The organism is Kineococcus lubricus, from assembly GCF_050871965.1.
Lineage (GTDB): Bacteria > Actinomycetota > Actinomycetes > Actinomycetales > Kineococcaceae > Kineococcus.
Map to the genome: position 1 here is coordinate 22261 of NZ_JBJLSK010000002.1, position 19825 is coordinate 42085.

Annotated in this window: 21 protein-coding genes; 10 read left to right on the plus strand and 11 right to left on the minus strand. The window is 75.9% G+C overall.

What is annotated here, in order from left to right; translation table 11 throughout:
- Positions 1 to 63: 63 nt before the first annotated feature.
- Together ACRYRX_RS01360 and ACRYRX_RS01365 are read right to left on the minus strand one after the other, a co-directional pair.
- Positions 64 to 513 carry an ATP-binding protein gene (locus ACRYRX_RS01360; protein ID WP_432509995.1) on the minus strand — a complete coding sequence of 150 codons (450 nt, stop codon included), beginning with the start codon at positions 511 to 513 and terminating at the stop codon, positions 64 to 66.
- A gap of 106 nt (positions 514 to 619) precedes the next feature.
- Entirely contained in the window at positions 620 to 967 is a 348-nt protein-coding gene (locus ACRYRX_RS01365; protein WP_432509996.1) for a rhodanese-like domain-containing protein, read from the minus strand.
- Positions 968 to 1205: 238 nt separating this feature from the next.
- Between ACRYRX_RS01365 and ACRYRX_RS01370 the strand changes: the two genes are divergently transcribed.
- Together ACRYRX_RS01370 and ACRYRX_RS01375 are read left to right on the plus strand one after the other, a co-directional pair.
- Positions 1206 to 2144 (plus strand): ribose-phosphate diphosphokinase, encoded by a 939-nt coding sequence (locus ACRYRX_RS01370; RefSeq protein WP_432510242.1) that lies wholly within the window; start codon positions 1206 to 1208, stop codon positions 2142 to 2144.
- 107 nt (positions 2145 to 2251) lie between these two features.
- Positions 2252 to 2974, plus strand: a complete 723-nt coding sequence (locus ACRYRX_RS01375) for a hypothetical protein (protein ID WP_432509997.1) — start codon at positions 2252 to 2254, stop codon at positions 2972 to 2974.
- Positions 2975 to 3011: 37 nt separating this feature from the next.
- Here the strand turns inward: ACRYRX_RS01375 and ACRYRX_RS01380 are convergent, their stop codons facing one another.
- Positions 3012 to 5051, minus strand: a complete 2040-nt coding sequence (locus tag ACRYRX_RS01380; RefSeq protein ID WP_432509998.1) for a HelD family protein — start codon at positions 5049 to 5051, stop codon at positions 3012 to 3014.
- 214 nt (positions 5052 to 5265) lie between these two features.
- Between ACRYRX_RS01380 and ACRYRX_RS01385 the strand changes: the two genes are divergently transcribed.
- The 3 genes from ACRYRX_RS01385 to ACRYRX_RS01395 all read left to right on the plus strand — a co-directional run bounded on the left by ACRYRX_RS01385 (position 5266) and on the right by ACRYRX_RS01395 (position 7953).
- On the plus strand, positions 5266 to 5769 hold the full coding sequence (locus ACRYRX_RS01385; RefSeq protein WP_432509999.1) for an SSI family serine proteinase inhibitor: 504 nt from the start codon (positions 5266 to 5268) through the stop codon (positions 5767 to 5769).
- Positions 5770 to 5974: 205 nt separating this feature from the next.
- On the plus strand, positions 5975 to 6907 hold the full coding sequence (locus ACRYRX_RS01390) for a ferritin-like domain-containing protein (RefSeq protein ID WP_432510000.1): 933 nt from the start codon (positions 5975 to 5977) through the stop codon (positions 6905 to 6907).
- Between the two features lie 20 nt (positions 6908 to 6927).
- Positions 6928 to 7953 carry a cell wall-binding repeat-containing protein gene (locus ACRYRX_RS01395; protein ID WP_432510001.1) on the plus strand — a complete coding sequence of 342 codons (1026 nt, stop codon included), beginning with the start codon at positions 6928 to 6930 and terminating at the stop codon, positions 7951 to 7953.
- 41 nt (positions 7954 to 7994) lie between these two features.
- On the opposite strand, the gene ACRYRX_RS01400 is transcribed toward ACRYRX_RS01395, so the two are convergent.
- The 3 genes from ACRYRX_RS01400 to ACRYRX_RS01410 form a co-directional block, all read right to left on the minus strand.
- The gene (locus ACRYRX_RS01400) at positions 7995 to 8258 is read right to left on the minus strand and encodes a hypothetical protein (protein ID WP_432510002.1); all 264 of its coding nucleotides are present in this window, start codon (positions 8256 to 8258) and stop codon (positions 7995 to 7997) included.
- Positions 8259 to 8369: 111 nt separating this feature from the next.
- Positions 8370 to 9515 (minus strand): glycerophosphodiester phosphodiesterase family protein, encoded by a 1146-nt coding sequence (locus tag ACRYRX_RS01405; RefSeq protein ID WP_432510003.1) that lies wholly within the window; start codon positions 9513 to 9515, stop codon positions 8370 to 8372.
- Between the two features lie 62 nt (positions 9516 to 9577).
- Entirely contained in the window at positions 9578 to 10465 is an 888-nt protein-coding gene (locus ACRYRX_RS01410) for an Fpg/Nei family DNA glycosylase (protein ID WP_432510004.1), read from the minus strand.
- A gap of 135 nt (positions 10466 to 10600) precedes the next feature.
- Here ACRYRX_RS01410 and ACRYRX_RS01415 point away from each other — a divergent pair, with 135 nt between their 5' ends.
- Entirely contained in the window at positions 10601 to 11218 is a 618-nt protein-coding gene (locus ACRYRX_RS01415) for a TMEM165/GDT1 family protein (RefSeq protein WP_432510005.1), read from the plus strand.
- Between the two features lie 163 nt (positions 11219 to 11381).
- A complete protein-coding gene (locus tag ACRYRX_RS01420; protein ID WP_432510006.1) occupies positions 11382 to 11774 on the plus strand; it encodes an ATP-binding protein in 393 nt (130 codons plus the stop codon).
- 43 nt (positions 11775 to 11817) lie between these two features.
- Here the strand turns inward: ACRYRX_RS01420 and ACRYRX_RS01425 are convergent, their stop codons facing one another.
- From ACRYRX_RS01425 to ACRYRX_RS01440, 4 genes are all read right to left on the minus strand, one after another.
- Entirely contained in the window at positions 11818 to 12261 is a 444-nt protein-coding gene (locus tag ACRYRX_RS01425; protein ID WP_432510008.1) for a hypothetical protein, read from the minus strand.
- Between the two features lie 168 nt (positions 12262 to 12429).
- Positions 12430 to 13629, minus strand: a complete 1200-nt coding sequence (locus ACRYRX_RS01430; protein WP_432510009.1) for an MFS transporter — start codon at positions 13627 to 13629, stop codon at positions 12430 to 12432.
- A gap of 44 nt (positions 13630 to 13673) precedes the next feature.
- Complete coding sequence (locus ACRYRX_RS01435) at positions 13674 to 14090, minus strand: hypothetical protein (RefSeq protein ID WP_432510010.1); 417 nt, start codon at positions 14088 to 14090, stop codon at positions 13674 to 13676.
- Positions 14087 to 14449, minus strand: coding sequence for a class II glutamine amidotransferase domain-containing protein (locus tag ACRYRX_RS01440; protein ID WP_432510011.1), 363 nt, complete (start codon positions 14447 to 14449; stop codon positions 14087 to 14089). The genes ACRYRX_RS01435 and ACRYRX_RS01440 overlap by 4 nt, the downstream gene beginning before the upstream one ends.
- A gap of 259 nt (positions 14450 to 14708) precedes the next feature.
- On the opposite strand from ACRYRX_RS01440, the gene ACRYRX_RS01445 reads away from it, so the two are divergent.
- Positions 14709 to 15785: an alkene reductase gene (locus tag ACRYRX_RS01445; RefSeq protein WP_432510012.1), complete on the plus strand. Its 1077-nt coding sequence runs from the start codon at positions 14709 to 14711 to the stop codon at positions 15783 to 15785.
- A 126-nt stretch (positions 15786 to 15911) separates the two neighbouring features.
- On the opposite strand, the gene ACRYRX_RS01450 is transcribed toward ACRYRX_RS01445, so the two are convergent.
- Entirely contained in the window at positions 15912 to 16940 is a 1029-nt protein-coding gene (locus tag ACRYRX_RS01450; protein WP_432510013.1) for a CapA family protein, read from the minus strand.
- Between the two features lie 111 nt (positions 16941 to 17051).
- On the opposite strand from ACRYRX_RS01450, the gene ACRYRX_RS01455 reads away from it, so the two are divergent.
- Both ACRYRX_RS01455 and ACRYRX_RS01460 read left to right on the plus strand, forming a co-directional pair.
- Entirely contained in the window at positions 17052 to 17858 is an 807-nt protein-coding gene (locus ACRYRX_RS01455) for an Fpg/Nei family DNA glycosylase (RefSeq protein WP_432510014.1), read from the plus strand.
- A 150-nt stretch (positions 17859 to 18008) separates the two neighbouring features.
- A complete protein-coding gene (locus tag ACRYRX_RS01460) occupies positions 18009 to 19778 on the plus strand; it encodes a PP2C family protein-serine/threonine phosphatase (protein WP_432510015.1) in 1770 nt (589 codons plus the stop codon).
- Positions 19779 to 19825: the final 47 nt, after the last annotated feature.

Below are 19825 nucleotides of genomic sequence, written 5' to 3' on the forward strand. Positions count from 1 at the left end.
TCACGGGCGCTGGGTCAGCTGAACGGGTGACGCGGCCCCGTCCCGGCGGACGAGGGCGGGGGGTCAGTGCGGGTGGTGCCGGGTGGGCCCCCCGAACGACGCCCACACCGTCCGGCTCAGGTCGTCCACGTTCTCCACCACGCCCCACTCGTGGGCCAGGCCGTCGACGATCAGCAGCCCGCGGCCGCTGGTGTCCCCGTCCCCCGCGGTGCGGCGCGAGACGACCCGCCCCGGCGCCCCGCCGTCGGTCACGGAGATCTCCACGTGCGGCCGGTCGGCCGGGATCACCTCGCACTGGACGTGGATCTCGCCGTCCCCCAGCGGTCGCGCGTGCCGGACGGCGTTCCCGACGATCTCGGAGAGGACGATCTCGATCTCCGCGGTCGCCATCTCGTCCAGACCGGCCCCGTCGAGCACCGTGCGCACCACGTGGCGCGCCCGGGGCACGGAGGCCGCGTCGTGGGCGAAGGTCGCCCAGTGCGTAGCCGGGACCGGCCGCGCTCCCGTCGGCATGTACACGTGTTCCCCTCCCACCCCTGACGCAGCGGTGGGTACCCGAGCCCCCGGGAGGTCAAACCTCGCCGCCACCCGGACGGGCGAGCCGGCTGCCGGCGCGCGGTCAGCGGACGAACGGCTCGTGACCGTCGTCGGCGACCATCGCGAGCCCCGCCTCGGACCACGCGGCCATCCCGCCGTCGACGTTCACCGCGTCGTACCCGTTGCGCTGCAACCACTCCGCAGTGCGCCGCGACCGGCCGCCGGACCGGCACACGATGTTCAGCTCACCCTCGGGCAGCTCCTCCAGCCGCTGCGGGACCTGCCCCATGGGGATGTGCACGGCTGAGGGGATGTGCCCGGCCGCCCACTCGTCGTCCTCCCGGACGTCGATGATCACGGCGTCGGGGGCCAGGTCGGACACCGCGACGGTGGGCAGGCCGTCGACGTCGAAGGTGCGCGGGTCGCTCATGCGCCGAGCCTACGCGCGCCCGGGCGACCCCTCCCCGCCCCGCCCGCACCCCCGCGATCAAGGACAGCCAGTCCGCGATCAAGGACAGCCAGTCCGCGATCAAGGACAGCCGCCGAGATCGCCGCGCCGGTGTCCTTGATCGCGGGGCCGGTGTCCTTGATCGCGGGGCCGGTGTCCTTGATCGCCGTGGGGGTGGGCGTGCGCGGGGCGGCTAGCGTGGCCCACCGTGCCCCACAGCCTGCGCGACATCGCCGTCTTCAGCGGCTCCGCCCACCCCGAGCTCGCAGCCGCCGTGGCCGCCGAGATGGGGATCGAGCTGTCGCCGACGCGGGTGAGCCGGTTCTCCAACGACTGCCTCGAGGTGCAGCTGCAGGCCAACTGCCGCCAGCGCGACGTCTTCGTCGTCCAGCCGCTCGTGCCCCCGGTGCAGGAGGCCCTCGTCGAGCTGCTGCTGATGGTCGACGCCGCCCGGCACGCCTCCGCGGGCCGGGTCACGGCCGTCGTCCCGCACTACGCGTACGCGCGCTCGGACAAGAAGGACGCCGGGCGCATCTCGATCGGCGGCCGGCTCGTCGCGGACCTGCTGGAGACCGCCGGCGCCGACCACGTGCTCGTCATGACGCTGCACTCCCCGCAGGTGCACGGGTTCTTCCGCGTCCCGGTCGACCACCTGCACGCGCTGAAGCAGCTCGCGACGCACTTCGAGGGCGAGGACCTGTCGAACGCCGTCGTCGTCTCCCCCGACCTGGGCAACGCCAAACCCGCCGCCGCGTTCGCGCGGGTGCTGGGCTGCGGGATCGCGACGGGCGCCAAGCAGCGCTTCCCCGACGACCGGGTCGTCATCGCGAACGTCATCGGCGACGTCACGGGCAGGGACGTCATCGTCCTGGACGACGAGATCGCCAAGGGCAGCACCGTCTTCGAGCTGGTCGCCCGGCTGAAGGAGCTGCACGCGCGCAGCATCCGCGTCGTCTGCACCCACGGGATCTTCGCCGGGGACGCCCTGGACCGGCTGCTCGCGCACCCGGACATCTCCGAGGTCGTCTGCACCGACACGGTCCCGCTGCGCGGCGGACCGCGGGAGGGCCTGTCGGTGATCTCGGTGGCGCCCGCGCTGGCCGCGGCGATCCGGCACATCCACGAGGGCGAGTCGGTCAGCGCGCTGTTCGAGCACTGACCCGCCCCCGCGGGGCGCCGGGCGCGGTCCCCGGTGCGCACGGGATGCGCCGAGGCCCCGCGCGTGGTGTCGTTCCCCGCGCACGCAGGTACCGGGGAGGAGACGTCATGGGGCTGCTGGACCGCCTGTTCGGGCGACGCCGGGACGATGCGGAGCACGTCCCCCACCCGGCGCCGCAGCACCCCCCGTACCCGCCGCCGGGGCCCGCCGGCGGTGGGCGTCCCGCCCCGCAGGACCCGGACCGCGCGGCGATCGAGCGGTACCGCTACCTGCTGCGCACGGCTCCGCCGGACCAGCTGGAGGAGGCGCACGCCGAAGCCTTCGCCCGGCTCACCCCCGACCAGCGCCGGCAGGTCCTGCAGCAGCTGTCCTCCGTCGTCCCGGCCTCCGAGCGGGGCTCGGACGACCCCCGGAGCCTGGCCCGGGCCGCCACCCGCGCCGAGGTCCGGCAGCCGGGGACGCTGGTGCAGGTCTTCAACGGCCCCGGCGGCTACGGGGGCGGGTTCGGGCGCGGGTTCGGGGGCGGCTACGGGGGCGGGTTCGGGGGCGGCTTCGGGGGCGGCCTGGGCGGGACGCTGCTCACGAGCGTCGCGGGCGCCTTCATCGGCACGGCCATCGCCGACGCGCTGATCCCCGACGACTTCGGCAACGAGCACTGGGGCGACGACCAGGCCTACGAAGCCGGCGAGGACCAGGGGTACGAGCAGGGCTACGAACAGGGGTACGACGCCGCCGACGACGCCGGGTACGACCCCGGGTACGACGACGGGGGTTTCGACCCCGGGGGTTTCGACGGCGGGGACTTCGACGGCGGCGACGTCGACGTCTGAGGGGGGCGGGGGCCCACCGGCGGGCCCCCGCGCCGGCTCAGGCGGCCAGTTCCGCGGGCAGGTCCCGCGCGTGCAGCACCACCATCGCGCTGACGGCCCGCGTCAGGCTCACGTACAGCCGCCGCAGCCCGGTCCGCGCGTCGGGTTCGCCGTCGACGATCGCGGCGGGTTCGACGACGACGACGCGGTCGAACTCCAGGCCCTTCACCAGCCCGGCCGGGACGAGGGAGACCCGCTGCTGGTGGACGTCGGGCTCGTCGAGCCGGGAGAAACCCACCCCGGCCGCGGTGAGCGCGGCGGCGACGGCCTCCACCGCGTCGGCGGCGGCGACGACCCCCACCGAGCCCGGCACGTCCAGCAGCCCCGCGGTGACGGCGGCGGCGCGGGCGACGGGGTCGGCGACCTCGACGACCTCCAGCAGCCCGGGGTCCTCGCGCACCGACCGGGGCACCGACAGGTCCGGCGCGATGCTCGGCAGGAGCCGGGCGGCGTAGTCGATCACCGCGGAGGGGACGCGGAAACCCCGGTCCAGGACCTCCAGGGAACCGCCGGGTTTGCCCAGGTGGTCCAGCACGTCGTCCCAGCTGCGCGCCGACCACGGCGTGGTCCCCTGCGCGATGTCCCCCAGGACGGTCGCGGCGCCCGTCGTGCAGCGGCGGCCGACGGCGCGCAGCTGCATGGCCGACAGGTCCTGCGCCTCGTCCAGCACGACGTGCGCGCGCGACGGGGTGCGCTGCAACTGGTCCGCGACCTCGTCCAGCAGCACCGCGTCGGCCGCCGTCCAGCGCGCCGAACCGGCGGTGCGCGGGGGGTCCGGCCAGAGCAGCAGGTCGCGCTCGGCCCCGGTGAGCACGTCCTGCGAGCACGCGGTGAGGAACTCCCGGTCCGACAGCAGCCGGAACAGGACCTTCGCCGCGTCCTGGGCGGGCATCAGGGCCTTGACGGCCCGCTTCACCTCGGCGCTGCGGGCCACGGAGTCCTGCACGACGTCGTCCGGGGAGTCCCCGGCGGCCTCGAGCAGCTGCAGGACGGCGTGCGCGAGCCGCTGCGGCAGCAGGTTCCGCGCCGCCTCGTAGCGGATCCCGCGGGTGGTGAGCTCGTCGAGGACGTCGCGCACGCGGTACCCCGGGACCCGCCAGCGCCGCGCGCCGCGCGTCACGACCACGGCCCCGGACTCCAGGACCCGCGCGGGGTCCCCGACGGCCGACCACACGGCGCGGCGGACGACCTCGGCCATCCGCCGGTCGCCCTTGAGGGTCGCGACGACGGCGGGTTCGGTGCCGCGCACCCTCACCTGCTTGCGGCCGTCGAGCGCGGCGGTGAGGAGCTCGTCGACGGTGCGCTGCTCGACCTCGACCTCCCCGAGCGCGGGCAGGACGGCGGAGATGTGCGACAGGAACGCCCGGTTGGGGCCGATGACGAGGACCCCCTGCCGGGTGAGCCGCTCGCGGTGGGCGTAGAGCAGCCACGCCGCGCGGTGCAGCCCGACGGCCGTCTTCCCGGTGCCCGGGGCGCCCTGGACGCACACGGTGGTCTGCGCGTCGGCGCGCACGAGGGCGTCCTGCTCGGGCTGGATGGTGGCGACGATGTCGCGCATCGGCCCGGACCGGGGGCGCTCGATCTCGCGGGCCAGGATGGCGCTGGAGGTGTCGGCCTCGTCGCGGTCGACGAGGTGCTCGTCCTCGTAGGCGGTCAGCCGCCCCTCCTCGACCCCGAACCGGCGCCGCAGGACGACGCCGGCGCGGTCGTCGCGGGTGGCGCGGTAGAAGCCGCGGGAGACGTCGGCGCGCCAGTCGACGACGACGGGGTCGCCGGCGGAGTCGGTGACGTGACGGCGGCCGATGTGCAGCGACTGGCCGTCGTCGTGGTCGGTGCGGCCGAAGAACAGGGTGCTGGACGGGTCGTCGACGAGGCTGGCGGCGCGGCGGTGCAGCGTCCAGGCGAGGGCTTCGTCGGCGATCGCGTCCCCGCCGTCGGGGACGAGGGACAGGGTGTGCTCGCGCATGCGGGCGAGTTCGGCGCGGGCGTGGTCGAGGTGGGCCTGCTCGGCGGTCAGGACGTGGTCGGGTGCGGACACGGTTCCTCCGGGGTTTCGGCGGTCGATTCTGCCGGAACCGGTGCAGGACAACAACGTTGTGATCACCGGGGGTCCCGCGGGAGGATGTCCGTGGTGATACCGGGGAAACCCGGAACCGGGCAAACTCTCACCGTACCGCCGGCCCTGACGGCCTGTCACCCCCCGCGCGTCGCCCCCGGGGGAACCGCCGGCCGGCACGGGACGTCCCACTCCCGTGACCGCACGCAGGACCGTCCAGCGCAGCGCCCGGGCCGGCGCCGCCGCCCTCGCGGTGGTGGGCCTCGCCCTCCTCGGCGGCTGCGGCGACCAGCAGGCAGGAGGACCGGGCATGAACAGCAGCAGCAGCCCGTCGGGGTCGGTCTCGGCGAGCCCGGCGGACGGTTCGCTCACCGTGGTGGTGGACGACGGCAACGGCTCGACCCGCACCTGGCAGCTGACCTGCTCCGCCGACGGCGTCGGTGGCGACCACCCCGACGCGGAGAACGCCTGCGCCGCCATCGCCGCCGCCCGCGACCCGTGGGCGCCGGTCCCGGCGGACATGGCCTGCACGATGGTCTACGGCGGCCCGCAGACGGCCACCGTCACCGGGACCTGGGACGGCGTCGCCGTCGACGCGAGGTTCGCCCGGAACGACGGCTGCGAGATCGGCCGCTGGGACCGCCTCGCGCCCCTCCTGCAGCCCGGCACGCGCGCCGGGACCCCCAGCGGCCCCACCTGACCGGCGGCGGCGAGGCGAGGGGCCGGGGGTTCGGATCGTCGGCACGACGCTCCCGATCATCGCGAGCGTCGTGCCGACGATCCGAACCCCGACCCAATCCGCGCGGCCCGCGGCTCCGAACACCGGGCGTCCGATCACGACGACGTGACACCTGCCGCGTCGAGCACCGGCGTCGACGTCCGACGCCCAGAGCCGAAGGCCGCCCATGTTCCAGAAGACACTGCTCGTCGACATGATCAACCGGAGTTCGGAGACGCCCGCGGACCGCAGGAACTTCCTGCGCGGGATGGGCCTGCTGTCCGCCGGGGCCGTCGGCGCCGGCCTGGTGGGGACCGCCGCGGCCGCCCCCGCGGCCGCCGCCACCGCCGCCCCCAGCGAGGGCAGCGTGCTGAACTTCGCGCTGAACCTGGAGTACCTGGAGGCGGAGTTCTACTGCTACGCCGCCTACGGCCACGGACTGGCCGACGCCCTCGCCACCGGGACGGGGACCCAGGGCGGGGTCACCGGGGGCCACCGGGTCCCGTTCAAGTCGCGGTCGATGCGCTACTACGCCGAGGAGATCGCCAACGACGAGATCGCCCACGTGAAGTTCCTGCGCAAGGCCCTCGGGAACGCCGCCGTCTCCCGCCCGGCCATCGACCTGCAGGCCTCGTTCACGGGGGCCGCCGTCGCGGCCGGGGTGATCGAGCAGGGCCAGACGTTCGACCCGTTCTCCTCCGAGGCGTTCTTCCTGCTCGGCGCGTTCCTGTTCGAGGACGTCGGGGTGACCGCCTACAAGGGCGCCGCGCCGCTCATCTCCACCCCCGCCTACCTCGAGGCCGCCGCCGGCATCCTCGCCGTCGAGGCGTACCACTCCGGGATCGTGCGGACCCTGCTGTACGAGAACGGCCTGAGCGCCCCCACGAACCTCATCTCCGACGCCCGCGACGCCCTCGACGGGTCCGGCGCGGACAAGGACCAGGGCATCACCACCGGTCCGAGCGGCCGCGCGAACCTCGTCGCCGCCGACGAGAACGCCATCGCGTTCAGCCGCACCCCGCAGGAGGTCCTCAACATCGTGTACCTGACCCCGGGTCCCGGCGTCACCAAGGGCGGGTTCTACCCCGCCGGCCTCAACGGCGAGATCGCGACCAGCTGAAACCCCGGAGGAGAAGAACGATGAAGAAGACGCTCGCCACCACCGCCACCACGACCGCCGCCGCCGCCCTGCTCGTGGGCCTGGTGGCGGCCCCCGCCCAGGCCGCACCGGGGTTCGCGTTCGACCAGCGCATCTCCGGCCCCGACCGGTTCGCCACGGCCGTCGCCGCCTCGAAACTGCTCGAACCCGTCGACGGGAACGGCACCGACGTGGTCGTCGTCAACGGGTACGCCACCGTCGACGGCCTCACCGCCTCCTACCTCGCGGGGTTGAGGTCGGCCCCGATCCTCTACACCGACACCGGTTCGGTGCCCGCCGTGACGGCCGCGGAGATCGAGCGCCTCGGCGTCCGCGACGTGTGGATCGTCGGCGGGACCGACCGCGTCCCGCAGGCCCAGCAGGACGCCTGGGCCGCGGCCGGCAGGACGGTGCACCGCATCGCCGGCGCCGACCGGTACGAGACCGCGGCGATGGTCGCCACGGCCGACGACTCCGGCGACGCCCCGGAGCAGGTGTTCATCGCCACCGGCACCGGCACGGCCGACGCGCTGGCCGCGGGCCCGATCGCGTGGGCGCGGAACTACCCGGTCCTGCTCACCGAACCCGGGACGGTCCCGGCGGCCACGGCCGCCGCCCTCACCGAGCTCGGGACGGCGAACCGCGTCGTCCTGGGGAACGCCGTCACCGACGCCGTGTACGGCCAGGTCGCCGGCACCCAGCGCCTGGCCGGCGCCGACCGCCAGGAGACGGCCGCGAAGATCGCCGACGACGCGATCGCGACGGAGAACTTCGACAGCCAGAGCGTCGCCCTGGTCGGCGGCACGGACGCGACCGCGGCCGACGCCCTGGCCGCGGCCCCCGTCGCGGGCGCCGGCGGGGTCCCGCTGCTGTTCACCGGTTTCGACGGCGGGCTCGGCGACGGCACCTCGGCGTACCTGACCGCGCACGAGGGGAACTACGTCTCCGCCGGCGACGGCTGGGTCTTCGGCGGAGAACCGTCGGTCCCGCAGCGGGCCGTGGACGCCGCCACCGCCCTGGTCCAGTGACCGGCTGACCCGCGGGCCACGTCCCCCGGCCCCGCGAGGGGTCAGGCGGCGTGGCCCGCCGAGGCGCCGCGCCGGGCCCGGTGCTCGTGCAGGTCCACGACCGGCGCGTGCTGCGCGGCCTCGGCGCGGGCGGCGGCCAGCACGAGGTCGGTCGCCTCGCCGAAGCGGGCGCCACGCGGGGCGACGAGCAGCTGCCCGTCGCCCCTCCCCTCGCGCGCGGCCCGGCCCCCGGCGGCCGTGAGGAGGAGCAGCACGGCGCCCACCGGACCCGTGAAGCCCACCACGATCCCCACCACGATGTCCATCTCGTCCCCCTCACCCGCACCGCGAACCCGACACCACGAGCATCGGGCGGGACGGGGGTGGGGCGCATCGTGCCGGAGGGTGAACCTCGGCGTCATCCCGCGGGCGGAACCTCAGCCGAGGAAGTGCTCCCGGGCGACGACCCCGACGTCGGGGGCGTCGGTGAAGATCCCGTCGATGCCGGTCGCGAACAGCTGCTGGGCGTAGTCGAGGACGTCGCCCCAGGCCGCCGGGTCGTCCCCGACGCGGAACTCCTGCGGCAGGAACTCGTTCTCCGGGCGCAGCGTGTAGGGGACGACCTGGAGCCCGGCGGCGTGCGCGTCGTCCACCAGGTCGGCCGTCAGCTGCGCCAGGGACGGGCCGATCTGGTTGACGTACCGGGCCAGGTCGCGCAGCGAGGACGGGATGAGCAGGTCGGCGTACTGGCGCGGGTCGCCGGCGGCGGCGAGGTCGGCGGGCGCCCCCTCGGCCGAGGTGAGGAACACGGTGGGCGTGCGCAGGCCGTACCGGGTGCGCAGCTCGACCAGGTTGGTCAGCTCGAACGACTGCACGACGACGGGGGCGTCGGCGGCGTTCAGGCCGTGCTCGGCGAGGGTCGCGACGACGGACGCCTCGACGTCGAACCCGAGGGACCGGAAGTAGCTGGAGTGCTTGATCTCCGGCACGATCCCGACGGTCCGGCCCAGCTCGGTGGACAGCCGCTCCCGCGTCGCCAGCGCCTCGGCGAACGTGGGCACCTGCCACCAGCCGTCGTAGACCGTGTTGCGCTGGCGCAGCTCGGGCAGCCGTTCCACCGCGCGCAGGGTGCGCAGCTCGGCGAGCGTGAAGTCCTCGGTGAACCACCCCTCGTACTCGACGCCGTCGATGACCTTGGTGGCGCGGCGGCCGGCGAACTCGGGGTGCGCGGCGACGTCCGTCGTCCCGGAGATCTCCGGTTCGTGCCGGCACACCAGGACGCCGTCCTTCGTGGGGACGAGGTCGGGCTCGACGACGTCGGCGCCGATGCGGGCGGCGAGCTCCCAGGAGGCGACGGTGTGCTCGGGCCGGTACGCGCTCGCGCCGCGGTGCCCGACGACGAACGGGGTGGGCCAGCCGTGGTCCCCGGAGGACGCGGCGGCGGTGGTGTCGGCGGTGGTGTCGGCGGAGGCGGCGGCGGGCGTCAGCGGCAGCGCGGCCAGCAGCCCGGCGCCGAGGCCGGTGGCGGTCAGCACCGTGCGGCGCGAGGGACGGGGGGCGACGGTGTCCACGTGGTCTGTCACGCGGACAGTGGACCGCCCGCCGCGCCACCTGTCGAGGACCTCACAGCGAACACCTGGAGAACTCACTTCAGGAGCCGCGACAGCCGCCGGTCCGCGAGCGTCCTCCCGCCGGTCTGGCACGTCGGGCAGTACTGCATCGACCGGTCGGCGAACGACACCTCCCGCACGACGTCCCCGCACTCCGGGCACGGCTGCCCGGTGCGGCCGTGCACGCGCATCCCGGCGCGCTTGGCGTCCTTCAGCTCCTTCGCGGGCTTGCCGCCGGCCGCGGCGACGGCGTCGCGCAGCGTCGCGCGCAGCGCCGCGTACAACCGCCGCACGTCCTCGTCGGGCAGCGTGCCGGCCAGGGCGTACGGCGACAGCTTCGCGACGTGCAGCACCTCGTCGGAGTAGGCGTTGCCGACGCCGGCCAGCACGGACTGCTCGCGCAGCAGCCCCTTGACCTGCTGGCGCGAACCCACCAGCAGCGCCCGGAACGCGTCGAGGTCGAAGGCGTCGTCGAGGGGGTCCGGGCCCAGGGAGGCGATCGCGGGGACCTGCGCGACGTCGCGGACGACGTGGACGGCGAGGCGCTTCTGAGTCCCGGCCTCGGTGAGGTCGAACCCGGGCGGGGCGCCGGGGTCGTCGTCGCCGTCGGGGGCGAACCGCACCCGCAGCGCCACCGGGTTCTTGCCGCCGGGCCGCAGCGGGGTCCTCGGCAGCGCGTCGGACCACCGCAGCCACCCGGCCCGCGACAGGTGGACCAGCAGGTGCAGGCCGTCGACGTCGAGGTCGAGCCACTTGCCGTGCCGCGCGACGCCGGTGACGGCGAGGCCGTGCAGCGCGGTGGGCGGCGGGTCGAAGGTCTTCAGGACGTTCAGGGCGCCCACCTCGACGCCCGCGACGACGCGACCGACCGCGCGCTCGCGCAGGAACGCGGCGAGCCCTTCGACCTCGGGGAGCTCCGGCACGGGCCCAGTGTGGATCACCGGGTGCTCCCGAACCACTTCTTCGGCCCGCCGAAAGGCAGTGCTGGAGCTGTCGCGGCCGGGCCCCGGCGTGGTCGCATGGGCCGCTCCGCCCGTTGGACCCCCCGAGAGGAACCCGTGGACCTCACCGTCCTCGCGGCCAGCTTCCTGCCGATCCTGCTGCTGGAACTGCCCGACAAGACGTTCGTCGCGACGCTCGTGCTGGCGACCCGCTTCAAGCCCCTGACGGCGTGGACCGGGGTGGCGCTGGCCTTCGCCGTGCAGTGCTTCATCGCCGTCGTCGCCGGCCGGTTGCTGGCGCAGCTGCCGGACCGGCCGGTCGCCGCGGCCGCCGCCGTCCTGTTCGCGGTGGGGGCGTTCACCCTCTTCCGGGGCGCGGCGAAGGCGAAGCAGGCCGAGGAGGAGGCCCTGGAGGAGTACGAGCAGAAGGTGCGGGGCGGCGCGCCGGGCTGGCGCGGTGCGCTGACCTGCTTCGGGGTGATCTTCCTGGCCGAGTGGGGCGACCTGTCGCAGCTGTTCACCGCGGGCCTGGCGGCCCGCTACGACGACCCGGTGTCGGTGTTCGCGGGGGCGTGGGCGGCGCTGCTGGTGGTGTCCGGGCTGGCGGCGGCGGCGGGCGCGACGATCGTGCGCAAGCTCAGCGTGGCGGCGGTGAGCCGGATCGGCGGGGTCGTGTGCGCGGTGCTGGCGCTCGTGACGGCGCTGGAGGTGGCCGGGCTCGACCTGCCGGTGTGAGGGCCGCCACCCGACGCGGTGCGGACGCGTGCGGACAACCGGGGGACCGAGTGATTGACTGTGCGTCACGCATTGATGACTGTGCTGACATGCGCGAAGGTGGGGACGCCGTGGAGGGGCCGCGGCGGGCGGGCGCTGGGGAGGTCGAGGACCGTTGTTCCAGGTGGTCCTCCCCCCCAACCCGCGGTCGGTGGGGGTCGCCCGCTGGCTCATCACCGAGTGGTGCGCCCCCTGGGTCGCCTCCGCCGAGATCCTCGAGGACACCGTCGAGGCGGCGCTGCTGCTGGCCAGCGAGGTCGTCACGAACGCCGTCGTCCACGGCGACGGGATGGTGCAGCTCGCCGTCAGCCGCGTGAACGGCTCCTCGCTGCGGGTGGAGGTCTCCGACGACGGCGGCGGGATGCCGCTGGTCGGCGCCCAGCGCGCCGACGCCGAGAGCGGCCGCGGCATGGCGATGGTGGAGCTGCTGTCCACCCGCTGGGGCACCGACCTGGCCGTCGGCCCCCTCGGCAAGACGGTCTGGTTCGAGCTGTCGAACGAGTCCGTCCAGTCCTAGGGCCCGGCTGGTCGGACACCTCCCGCGCCTCCGGGTCCCCGCGTCACGCGAAGACCCTCTCGGCGAGCGCCGTCTCCACGCTCTCGACGAGGAGGTGGACGACGCCGGCGACGAACGGCGCCACGGGCCACACGAGGACGTGGGGACCCCACCGCGCGAGCAGGTGCGCGGCGGCCAGCCCGGCGAGCACCGAGACGATGTTCAGGCTCGTGCCCAGCGCCAGCGTCCTGGTGCGGTGCTGGGGCACGGGCGCGCGGAAACCCCGGGACAGCACCGCCTCGAGCAGCGTGAACGACATGACGGCGCCGACGGCGTACAGCACGATCCGCAGCACGTCCGGGCTGCCCTGCACCGTCTGCAGCAGCCCGAACGTCACCGTGACCAGGATGGAGAAGCCGAACGTGGTGCTCTCGCGCCCCACGGTGCTGCGCATGCCGCGCACGAGGGTGCTGCCCCCGCCGCCCCCGCTGTCCCCCGTCTCGGCCACGACCGCCCCTCCTCGTCCCGCCACGCCGCGGGTCGGACGACCCGGGCCCGACGCGTCGGCCGTTCGATCATGCGGCGCGCCCGGGGCCGGCTCCAGTCGAACCCGCGCCGGGGCGCCGTGCTCGGACGGCGCGGTCGCCCGGAGCCCGCGAGGTCGGGGGGCCCGCCCCTACCCGCGCCCGGCGCGGACGGTCGCGTCGCGGTGCGCGGCCCACGCCGACCACAGCTGCGCGACGGCGACGACGGCCAGCGCCGCCAGCGGCACGTCCCAGCCGCCGGTGAGGGAGTGCAGCCCGCCGAAGGCGACGGGCCCGACGGCGGCGGCGAGGTACCCGACGGCCTGGGCCATCCCGGACAGCGCGACGGCCGTCGGCCCGTCGGCGGCGCGGGAGGACACCGACGCCAGCGCCAGCACGACGGACCCGCCCCCGCCGAGCCCCGCGAGCGCGACCGCGGCGAGGGCGGCGGAGGGGGCCACCAGCAGCAGGACGACGCCGCTGATCGACAGCGCGGTCGAGCCGACGGCCGCCCAGCGCGTGCGCGTGGCCGAGCGGCCCGAGACGACCGGGACGAGCAGCGACCCGGCGACCCCCGCGACCTGCAGGACGGACAGCAGGACGCCGGCCGCGGTGGGGTCCAGGCCGGAGCGGTCCCGGGCGATCGTCGCCAGCCAGGACAGCAGGACGTAGAACAGCAGCGACTGCGACCCCATGAACGCCGTGACGGCCCACGCCAGCGGCGACCGCCACGGGGTGCGGGCGTGCGCGCGCTCGACCCGTTCGGCGTGGGCGCGGCGGATCAGGGGCAGCCACAGCAGCGCGGCGAGCACCGCGGGCGCGGCCCACACCACCAGCGCCGTGCGCCAGCCGCCGGTGACGTGCTCGGCCAGCGGGACGGCGACCCCGGACGCGGCCCCGCCGACGACCTGCATGAGGACGACGTAGGTGCTGGTGAGGATCGGGATGCGGTGGGGGAACTCGGCCCGGACGAACGCGGGCATCAGGACGTTCGCGACGGCGATGGCGACCCCGATGAGGGCGGTGCCGGTGAACAGCGGCACGACGCCGGGCACCCAGCGCAGCGCGGCCCCGGCGCCGAGCAGGAACAGGGCCAGGACGAGGGTCAGCCGGTGCCCGAGCCGGGCCGAGACCCGCGGCACGACGAGGGAGCTGGCGGCGAAGGCCAGCAGCGGCAGCGAGGTCAGCGCCCCGGCGGCGGCGGGGCCGAGGCCGAGGTCGTCGGAGACGAGCGGCAGGACCGACCCGACGCCGGTGATGGGTGAGCGCATGGCGCACGCCACGAGGACGAGCCCGGCGAGCAGGACGAGGGCGGTGCGGCGGGTGGGCTCAGCGGGCCGGGAGGTGTGCATGGCGGGACCATCGTCGCCCACGGGTGGTTCGCCGGGGAAACCGCTCAGGTGCGGGCCGCGCGGCTCTCCCGGCGCAGGTAGACGAGCCCGAGGACGGGCAGGACCAGCGGGACGTACCCGTAGCCCTGTCCGAACCCGGACCACACGGTCGCGCGGGGGAAGGCCTCCGCGTCGGCGAGGCTGAGGACCCCGACGGTGAGGACGCCCAGCAGCTCGACGCTGCACGCGACCCACGCGACGGTCCGCCAGCGGCGCCCCGTGCGGCCCAGCCCGACGGTCGCCAGGACGTAGACGACGCCGGCGAAGGCGGACAGCGCGTACGCCAGGGGGGCCTCGTGGAAGTCGGTGGCGATCTGCACGCCCGCGCGGGAGACCGCGGCGATCGCGAACACGGCGTAGAGCGCGACGAGGACGCGCCCCAGGCCCGTGGTGCGCGGCCGCGGTGCGGGGGCGGCGCTCACCGGGTCACCGCGAACAGCAGGAAGGCGCGGTAGGCGATGACGACGACGGCGAAGCAGGCCACGACGATCACGAGGGTGCTGGGCCGGGACCGGTCGGCCAGCGCCCAGAACGCCCCGGCGGGCAGGATGAACGGCGCGACGACGAGGTACGCGATCGCGGTGGCGGTCTCGACGGGGCGGGTCCCGCCGGCGAGCGCCGCGACGCCGTCGGCCACGAGGGCGAGGACGGCGAGCTCGACGACGCCGAGGCCGACGAGCATCGGGCGCCCGACGCGGCGGTCGCGGGCGACGATGGCGACGGCCCACGCACCGGCGAGCAGGCTCAGGGCGCAGACGACCGCGACGAGGAGACCGGACACGGGGGTGAACTCTACGTCCGCCGCCTCCCACCCCCTCCCGGCGATCAAGGACAGCCACCCCCTCCTCCGCGGCGATCAAGGACAGCCGGGCGGCGATCAAGGACAGCCGGGCGGCGATCAAGGACAGGGGCCATCGTGCGCATCACTGTGTCCTTGATCGCCGTGGCTGTGTCCTTGATCGCCGTGGCTGTGTCCTTGATCGCCGCGAGTCGGCCCGGGGGCGGGAATCCGGACCGCGGTCCGCTTGTTGCAGCCGACCATGGACCTCTTCTCCCCCGTGACGCTCGGCGACCTCACCCTGCCGAACCGCATCGTGATGGCCCCGCTGACGCGGACCCGCGCCGGAGCCGACGGCGTCCCCGGGCCGCTCGTGGCCGAGCACTACGCCCAGCGCGCCTCGCTGGGCCTGATCGTCGCCGAGGGCACCTACCCCAGCGCCGAGTCCCGCTCCTACCCCGGCCAGCCCGGCCTGGTGACCGCCGAGCAGCAGGAGGGCTGGCGGGCCGTCGCCGACGCCGTGCACGCCCGCGGCGGCCGCATCGTCGTCCAGCTCATGAACGGCGGCCGGGTCTCGCACACCGACATCACCGGCACCGACCGCATCGTCGCGCCGAGCGCCGTCGCGATCGCCGGGGAGGTCCACACCGCCGAGGGCAAGAAGCCGTTCCCCGTCCCGCACGCGCTGACCGAGGCCGAGATCGGCGACGTCGTGGCCGAGTTCGTCGCCGCGGCGCGCCGCGCCGTCGACGCCGGCCTGGACGGCGTGGAGATCCACAGCGCCAACGGGTACCTGCTGCACCAGTTCCTCGCCCCGGGCTCGAACCGGCGCGAGGACGCCTGGGGCGGTTCCCCGGAGAACCGCACGCGGCTGACCGTGGAGGTGGCGCGGGCCGTGGCGGCCGAGATCGGCGCCGGTCGCGTCGGGGTCCGCACCTCCCCCGCGCACAACATCCAGGACGCGCTGGAGACCGACCCCGCGGACGTCGAGGCGACGTACTCGCACCTGGCGGAGTCGTTGCAGCCGCTGGGGCTGGCGTACCTGAGCGTCCTGCACGCCGACCCGGCCGGGGAGTTCGTGCAGGGCCTGCGCAAGCGCTTCGGCGGCCCGCTCATGGTGAACACCGGGTTCGCGCAGGTGACGACCCGCGAGGAGGCGGCCGGCTACGTCGCCGACGGGGTCGCGGACGTCGTGGCCGTGGGCCGCGCGGTGATGGCGAACCCGGACCTGCCCGCGCGCTGGGCCGGTGGGCACCCGGAGAACGCGCTGGACCCGACCACTTCCTACGGCACCGGCCCGGAGGGTTACACCGACTACCCCACCCTCGACGGGAACTGACGCGCCGCGTCAGGAGGTGGTGAGGCCCTGGGGTTCGGATCGTTGGCCCCTCGCTGCCGATCATCGGGAGCGAGGGTCCAACGATCCGGACCCCGGGACCGCGCGGACGGGAACTGACCGACCGCGTCAGGAGGCGGCCAGGTCGGCGCAGGAACGCAGCGACTCCTTGTGCCGCAACGCCTCCTGCGCGGCCGCGCCCTCCAGCGGGACGGGGACTCCGGAGCGGGTGACCGCCGGTTCCCACCGCGCCGCCGACACCCCGCCGGTGCCGGGCAGCGTGAGCTCCAGGACGCCGGTCTCCGCGGTGACGGCCTTCTTCGCGTAGAACACGAAGTTCCCCAGGCCGTAGTCGACGAAACCCTTGCGCCCGCCCGCCTCCAGGTACCCCTGCCCGAGCTGGAGGTGGGCGTGCGACCCGACGACGGCGTCGGCCCCCGCGGCGACCAGGTCGTGCGCGAGTTCCTGCTGGCCGGTGGTCGGGCAGTCCTGCAACTCCCTGCCCCAGTGCAGGAACACCACGATCGAGTCGCTGCGGGACCGTTCGGCCGCGACGGCGTCGACGAGGCGGCGCGCGCCGGCCGCGGTCTGGACCGACGCCAGCCCGGGCTGGGTGGCGGTCGCGGTCCACGCCTGCGCCAGGGAGGAGTCGAGGACCTGCGTCGCGTCGAACACCGCGACGCGGTTGCCGCGGATCGTGGTGCGGTGGGGGGCGGAGGCGGCGTCGGCGTCCTCGCCGAGCCCGATGACCGGCAGGCCCTGCGCCCGCGCGGCGGCGAGGGTGTCGGTGAGCCCTTCCCGGCCGTAGTCGAGGCTGTGGTTGTTGGCCATGGCGGCGACGTCGACCCCGGCGGCCTTCAGCGCCCCGAGCCCGGCCGCGGGGGCGCGGAACGTGTACTGCTTGCCCGCCGGGGTGCCGCCGTCGGTGATGGCGGTCTCGACGTTGACGACGGTGAGGTCGGCGGCGCGCAGCAGGGGCGCGACCGCGTCCAGGCCGCCGGGTTCGAGGGCGGCGGCGCTGGACCCGGCGAAGTGGACGTCCCCGGCGACGGCGACCGTGACCGGCTGCGGCGCGGGGGCGGCGGGTTCGCCGGGACCGGAACACCCCGTGACCACCAGGACCGTCACCGCGAGCGCCGTCGCACACACCCTCCGCACCCTGCGCACTGTAGGTGGGCGGCACCGCGCGACAGGGGGGTTCCGCGGCGGCGGACCTGGCCCCCTCGGGGTCACCCGGCCGCGCCGCCCGGACCGGGGTAGGTTCCGCGGGTGCCCGAGCTGCCCGAGGTCGAGACCGCCCGCGCCGCCATCGAGGCCGGTGCGCTGCACCGCGAGATCGCCGACGTCGACGACACCGACACCTACGAGTGCCGCCCGCACGCCCCCGGGGACCTGCGCACCGCGCTGGTGGGCCGGACGCTGACGGCCGCGCACCGGCGCGGGAAGTCGATGTGGTGCGACACCTCCGGGGACGGCCCCGCGCTGGGCCTGCACCTCGGCATGAGCGGCCGGGTGTTCGTGACCGCCCCGGACGGGGGGCTCACCGTCGGCGGCGACTACGCCGGCCCGCGGCCGGACACCCCGCCCGCGGACAGCGTCTGGTACCGGTTCTCGATCGCCTTCGCCGACGGCGGGTCGCTGCGGCTGCTGGACAAGCGCCGCCTGGGGCGGGTCCGGCTCGACCCCGACGTGAGCGCCCTCGGCCCGGACGCCGAGCTCGTCGGGCGGGAGGAGTTCCGCGCCCGCGTCGGTCGCGGCGCCGCGCCCCTCAAGGCCCGGATCATGGACCAGTCGGTGCTGGCGGGGGTGGGGAACCTGCTGGCCGACGAGACGCTGTGGCGGGCCCGGCTCAGCCCGCGCCGACCCGCCGGGGAGCTCACCGCCGCCGAGCTCGACGAGCTGCGGCGCGAACTGCGCGCCGCGATCCGGCACGCGGTGCGGCACGGCGGCGTCCACACCGGTGAGGTCGTCCCGCACCGCACCCCCGGCGGCCACTGCCCGCGCTGCGGTGCGGGGATGGTGCGCGCCACGATCGGGGGCCGCACGACGTGGTGGTGCCCGGCCGAGCAGGTGTGAGCGCGCCGGACGGGCCGGTCGCCTCGTATCGTGGACGGGCACCGTCGAGGACGACACCACCCGTCGCGACCCCGCCCGCGAGCACGAGGAGGACGCGGTGGCAGCGCAGCGACCCGCACCGTCGCCGCACCGCCGTCCCCGGGGCCGGTCGTGAGCGCTGGACCGCCCCCCGGGAGGCGGGACGCGCGCGACACCCGCGTCGCCGTCGACGCCGCCCTGCTGCCCTCGGTGTTCGGCGGGGCCCCCGTGGCGATGATCGCGGTGGACCGCGACGGGGCCGTCACCGCCCTCACCCCCACCGCCGAACGCCTCCTGGGCCACGCCGAGGCCGAGCTCCTGACCCGCCCCCTGCACGAGCACCTGCAGCTGCAGCAGCTGGACGGGCGCGTCGTGCCCGCCGCCGACAGCCCGATCCTGCGGGCCCTGCGGCAGGCCCGCCCGGCCGCCGGCGAGGGGGTGTTCGTGCGCGAGGACGGTTCGACGCTGGTCACCTCCTGGGCCTTCGCCCCCACCGTCCTGGCGCACACCCTCACCGGCGGTGTGCTGACGTTCTCCGACAGCCACGCCCAGCACGCCGAGGCCGCCCGCCAGCGCGAGCGCCTGAACACGCTGGAGGAGGCCAACGTCCGGCTGGCCCTGCTGGCCGAGGTGTCCCGCGTCCTGAGCGAGGGCGGCGAGGCGGGCGACGACGTCGTGAGCGGGTTGCGCGCCCTGGCCGCCCTGCTGGTCCCGGCCCTGGCCGACTGGGTCACCGTCGACGTGCTGGCCGAGGACGGCACCGGCCTGGAGCGGGTGGCCCTGGCCCACCGCGACCCGGCCCTGCGCGCCGCCGCCGCCGCGCACCTCGGGCCGCTGCCGCCGCTGCGCCCGGGCATGACCAGCCGCCTGGCCCAGGTCCTGCACGGCGCCGCCCCGCAGCACCAGCGGATGCCGCCACCGGCGCAGGCGCCGGCCCTGGCCGTGGACGCCCTGGCCCGCGAGCGGCTCGCCCTGGCCCGCGAGTTCGGGGCCGCGGAGTGGATCACCACCCCGCTGCGGGCCCGGGGGCGGACGCTGGGGGCCATCACCCTGGTGCGCGCCGACGCCGCCCGCCCCTTCCGGCCCGGGGACCGCGACTTCACCGCGGACCTGGCCGCGCGCGCCGGTGCCCTGCTGGACACCACCCGCGTCCTGCGGCGGCAGGTGCTGCGCGCCGAGCAGATGCAGCGGGCGCTGCTGCCGGACCTGGCCGAGCGCATCGGGCCGCTGGAACTGGCCGGCCTGTACCAGCCCGCCAGCGACCTGGCCCAGGTCGGCGGCGACTGGTACGACGCGTTCGGCCTGCCCGACGGCAGCACCGGCCTCGTCATCGGCGACGTCGCGGGCCACGACCTGCACGCCGCCACGCGCATGGGCGCCATCCGCCACAAGCTGCGCGCCCTGGCCGGGGACCGCGTCGGGCCGCCCTCGGACGTGCTGGCCCGCCTGGACCGGGTGCTGCAGCGCTTCGCCCCCGACGACCTGGCCTCCGTCGTCTACGCCCGGCTGAGCACCACCGCCCGCGGCGCGCGGCTGCAGTGGTCCAACGGCGGGCACCTGCCGCCGCTGCTGCTGCCCGCGCAGGGGCCGCCGCGCCTGCTCGACGACGTCGTCGACCTGCCCCTGGGGGTGGCGGACCTGGCCCGCGCGGACGCCGAGGTGGACCTGGAGGGGTACGGCCCGGGTCCGGTGACGCTGGTCCTGTACAGCGACGGCCTGGTCGAGCACCCCGACGAGTCGCTGACCTCCGGCCTGCGGCGGCTCCTGCGGGCCGGCGCCGGCCTGTCCCGGACCCCCCTGCGCGACGTGGGCCCGGAACTGCTGCGCCGGATGCGGCCCACCGGCCTGGACGACATCGCGGTCCTGACCGCCCGGTTCGCGCTGGAACCCGGGCGCGGGTGAGGGAGCGGCGGCCCGGCGCGGGGGGCGGTGGCGGCCCGGCGGGGACG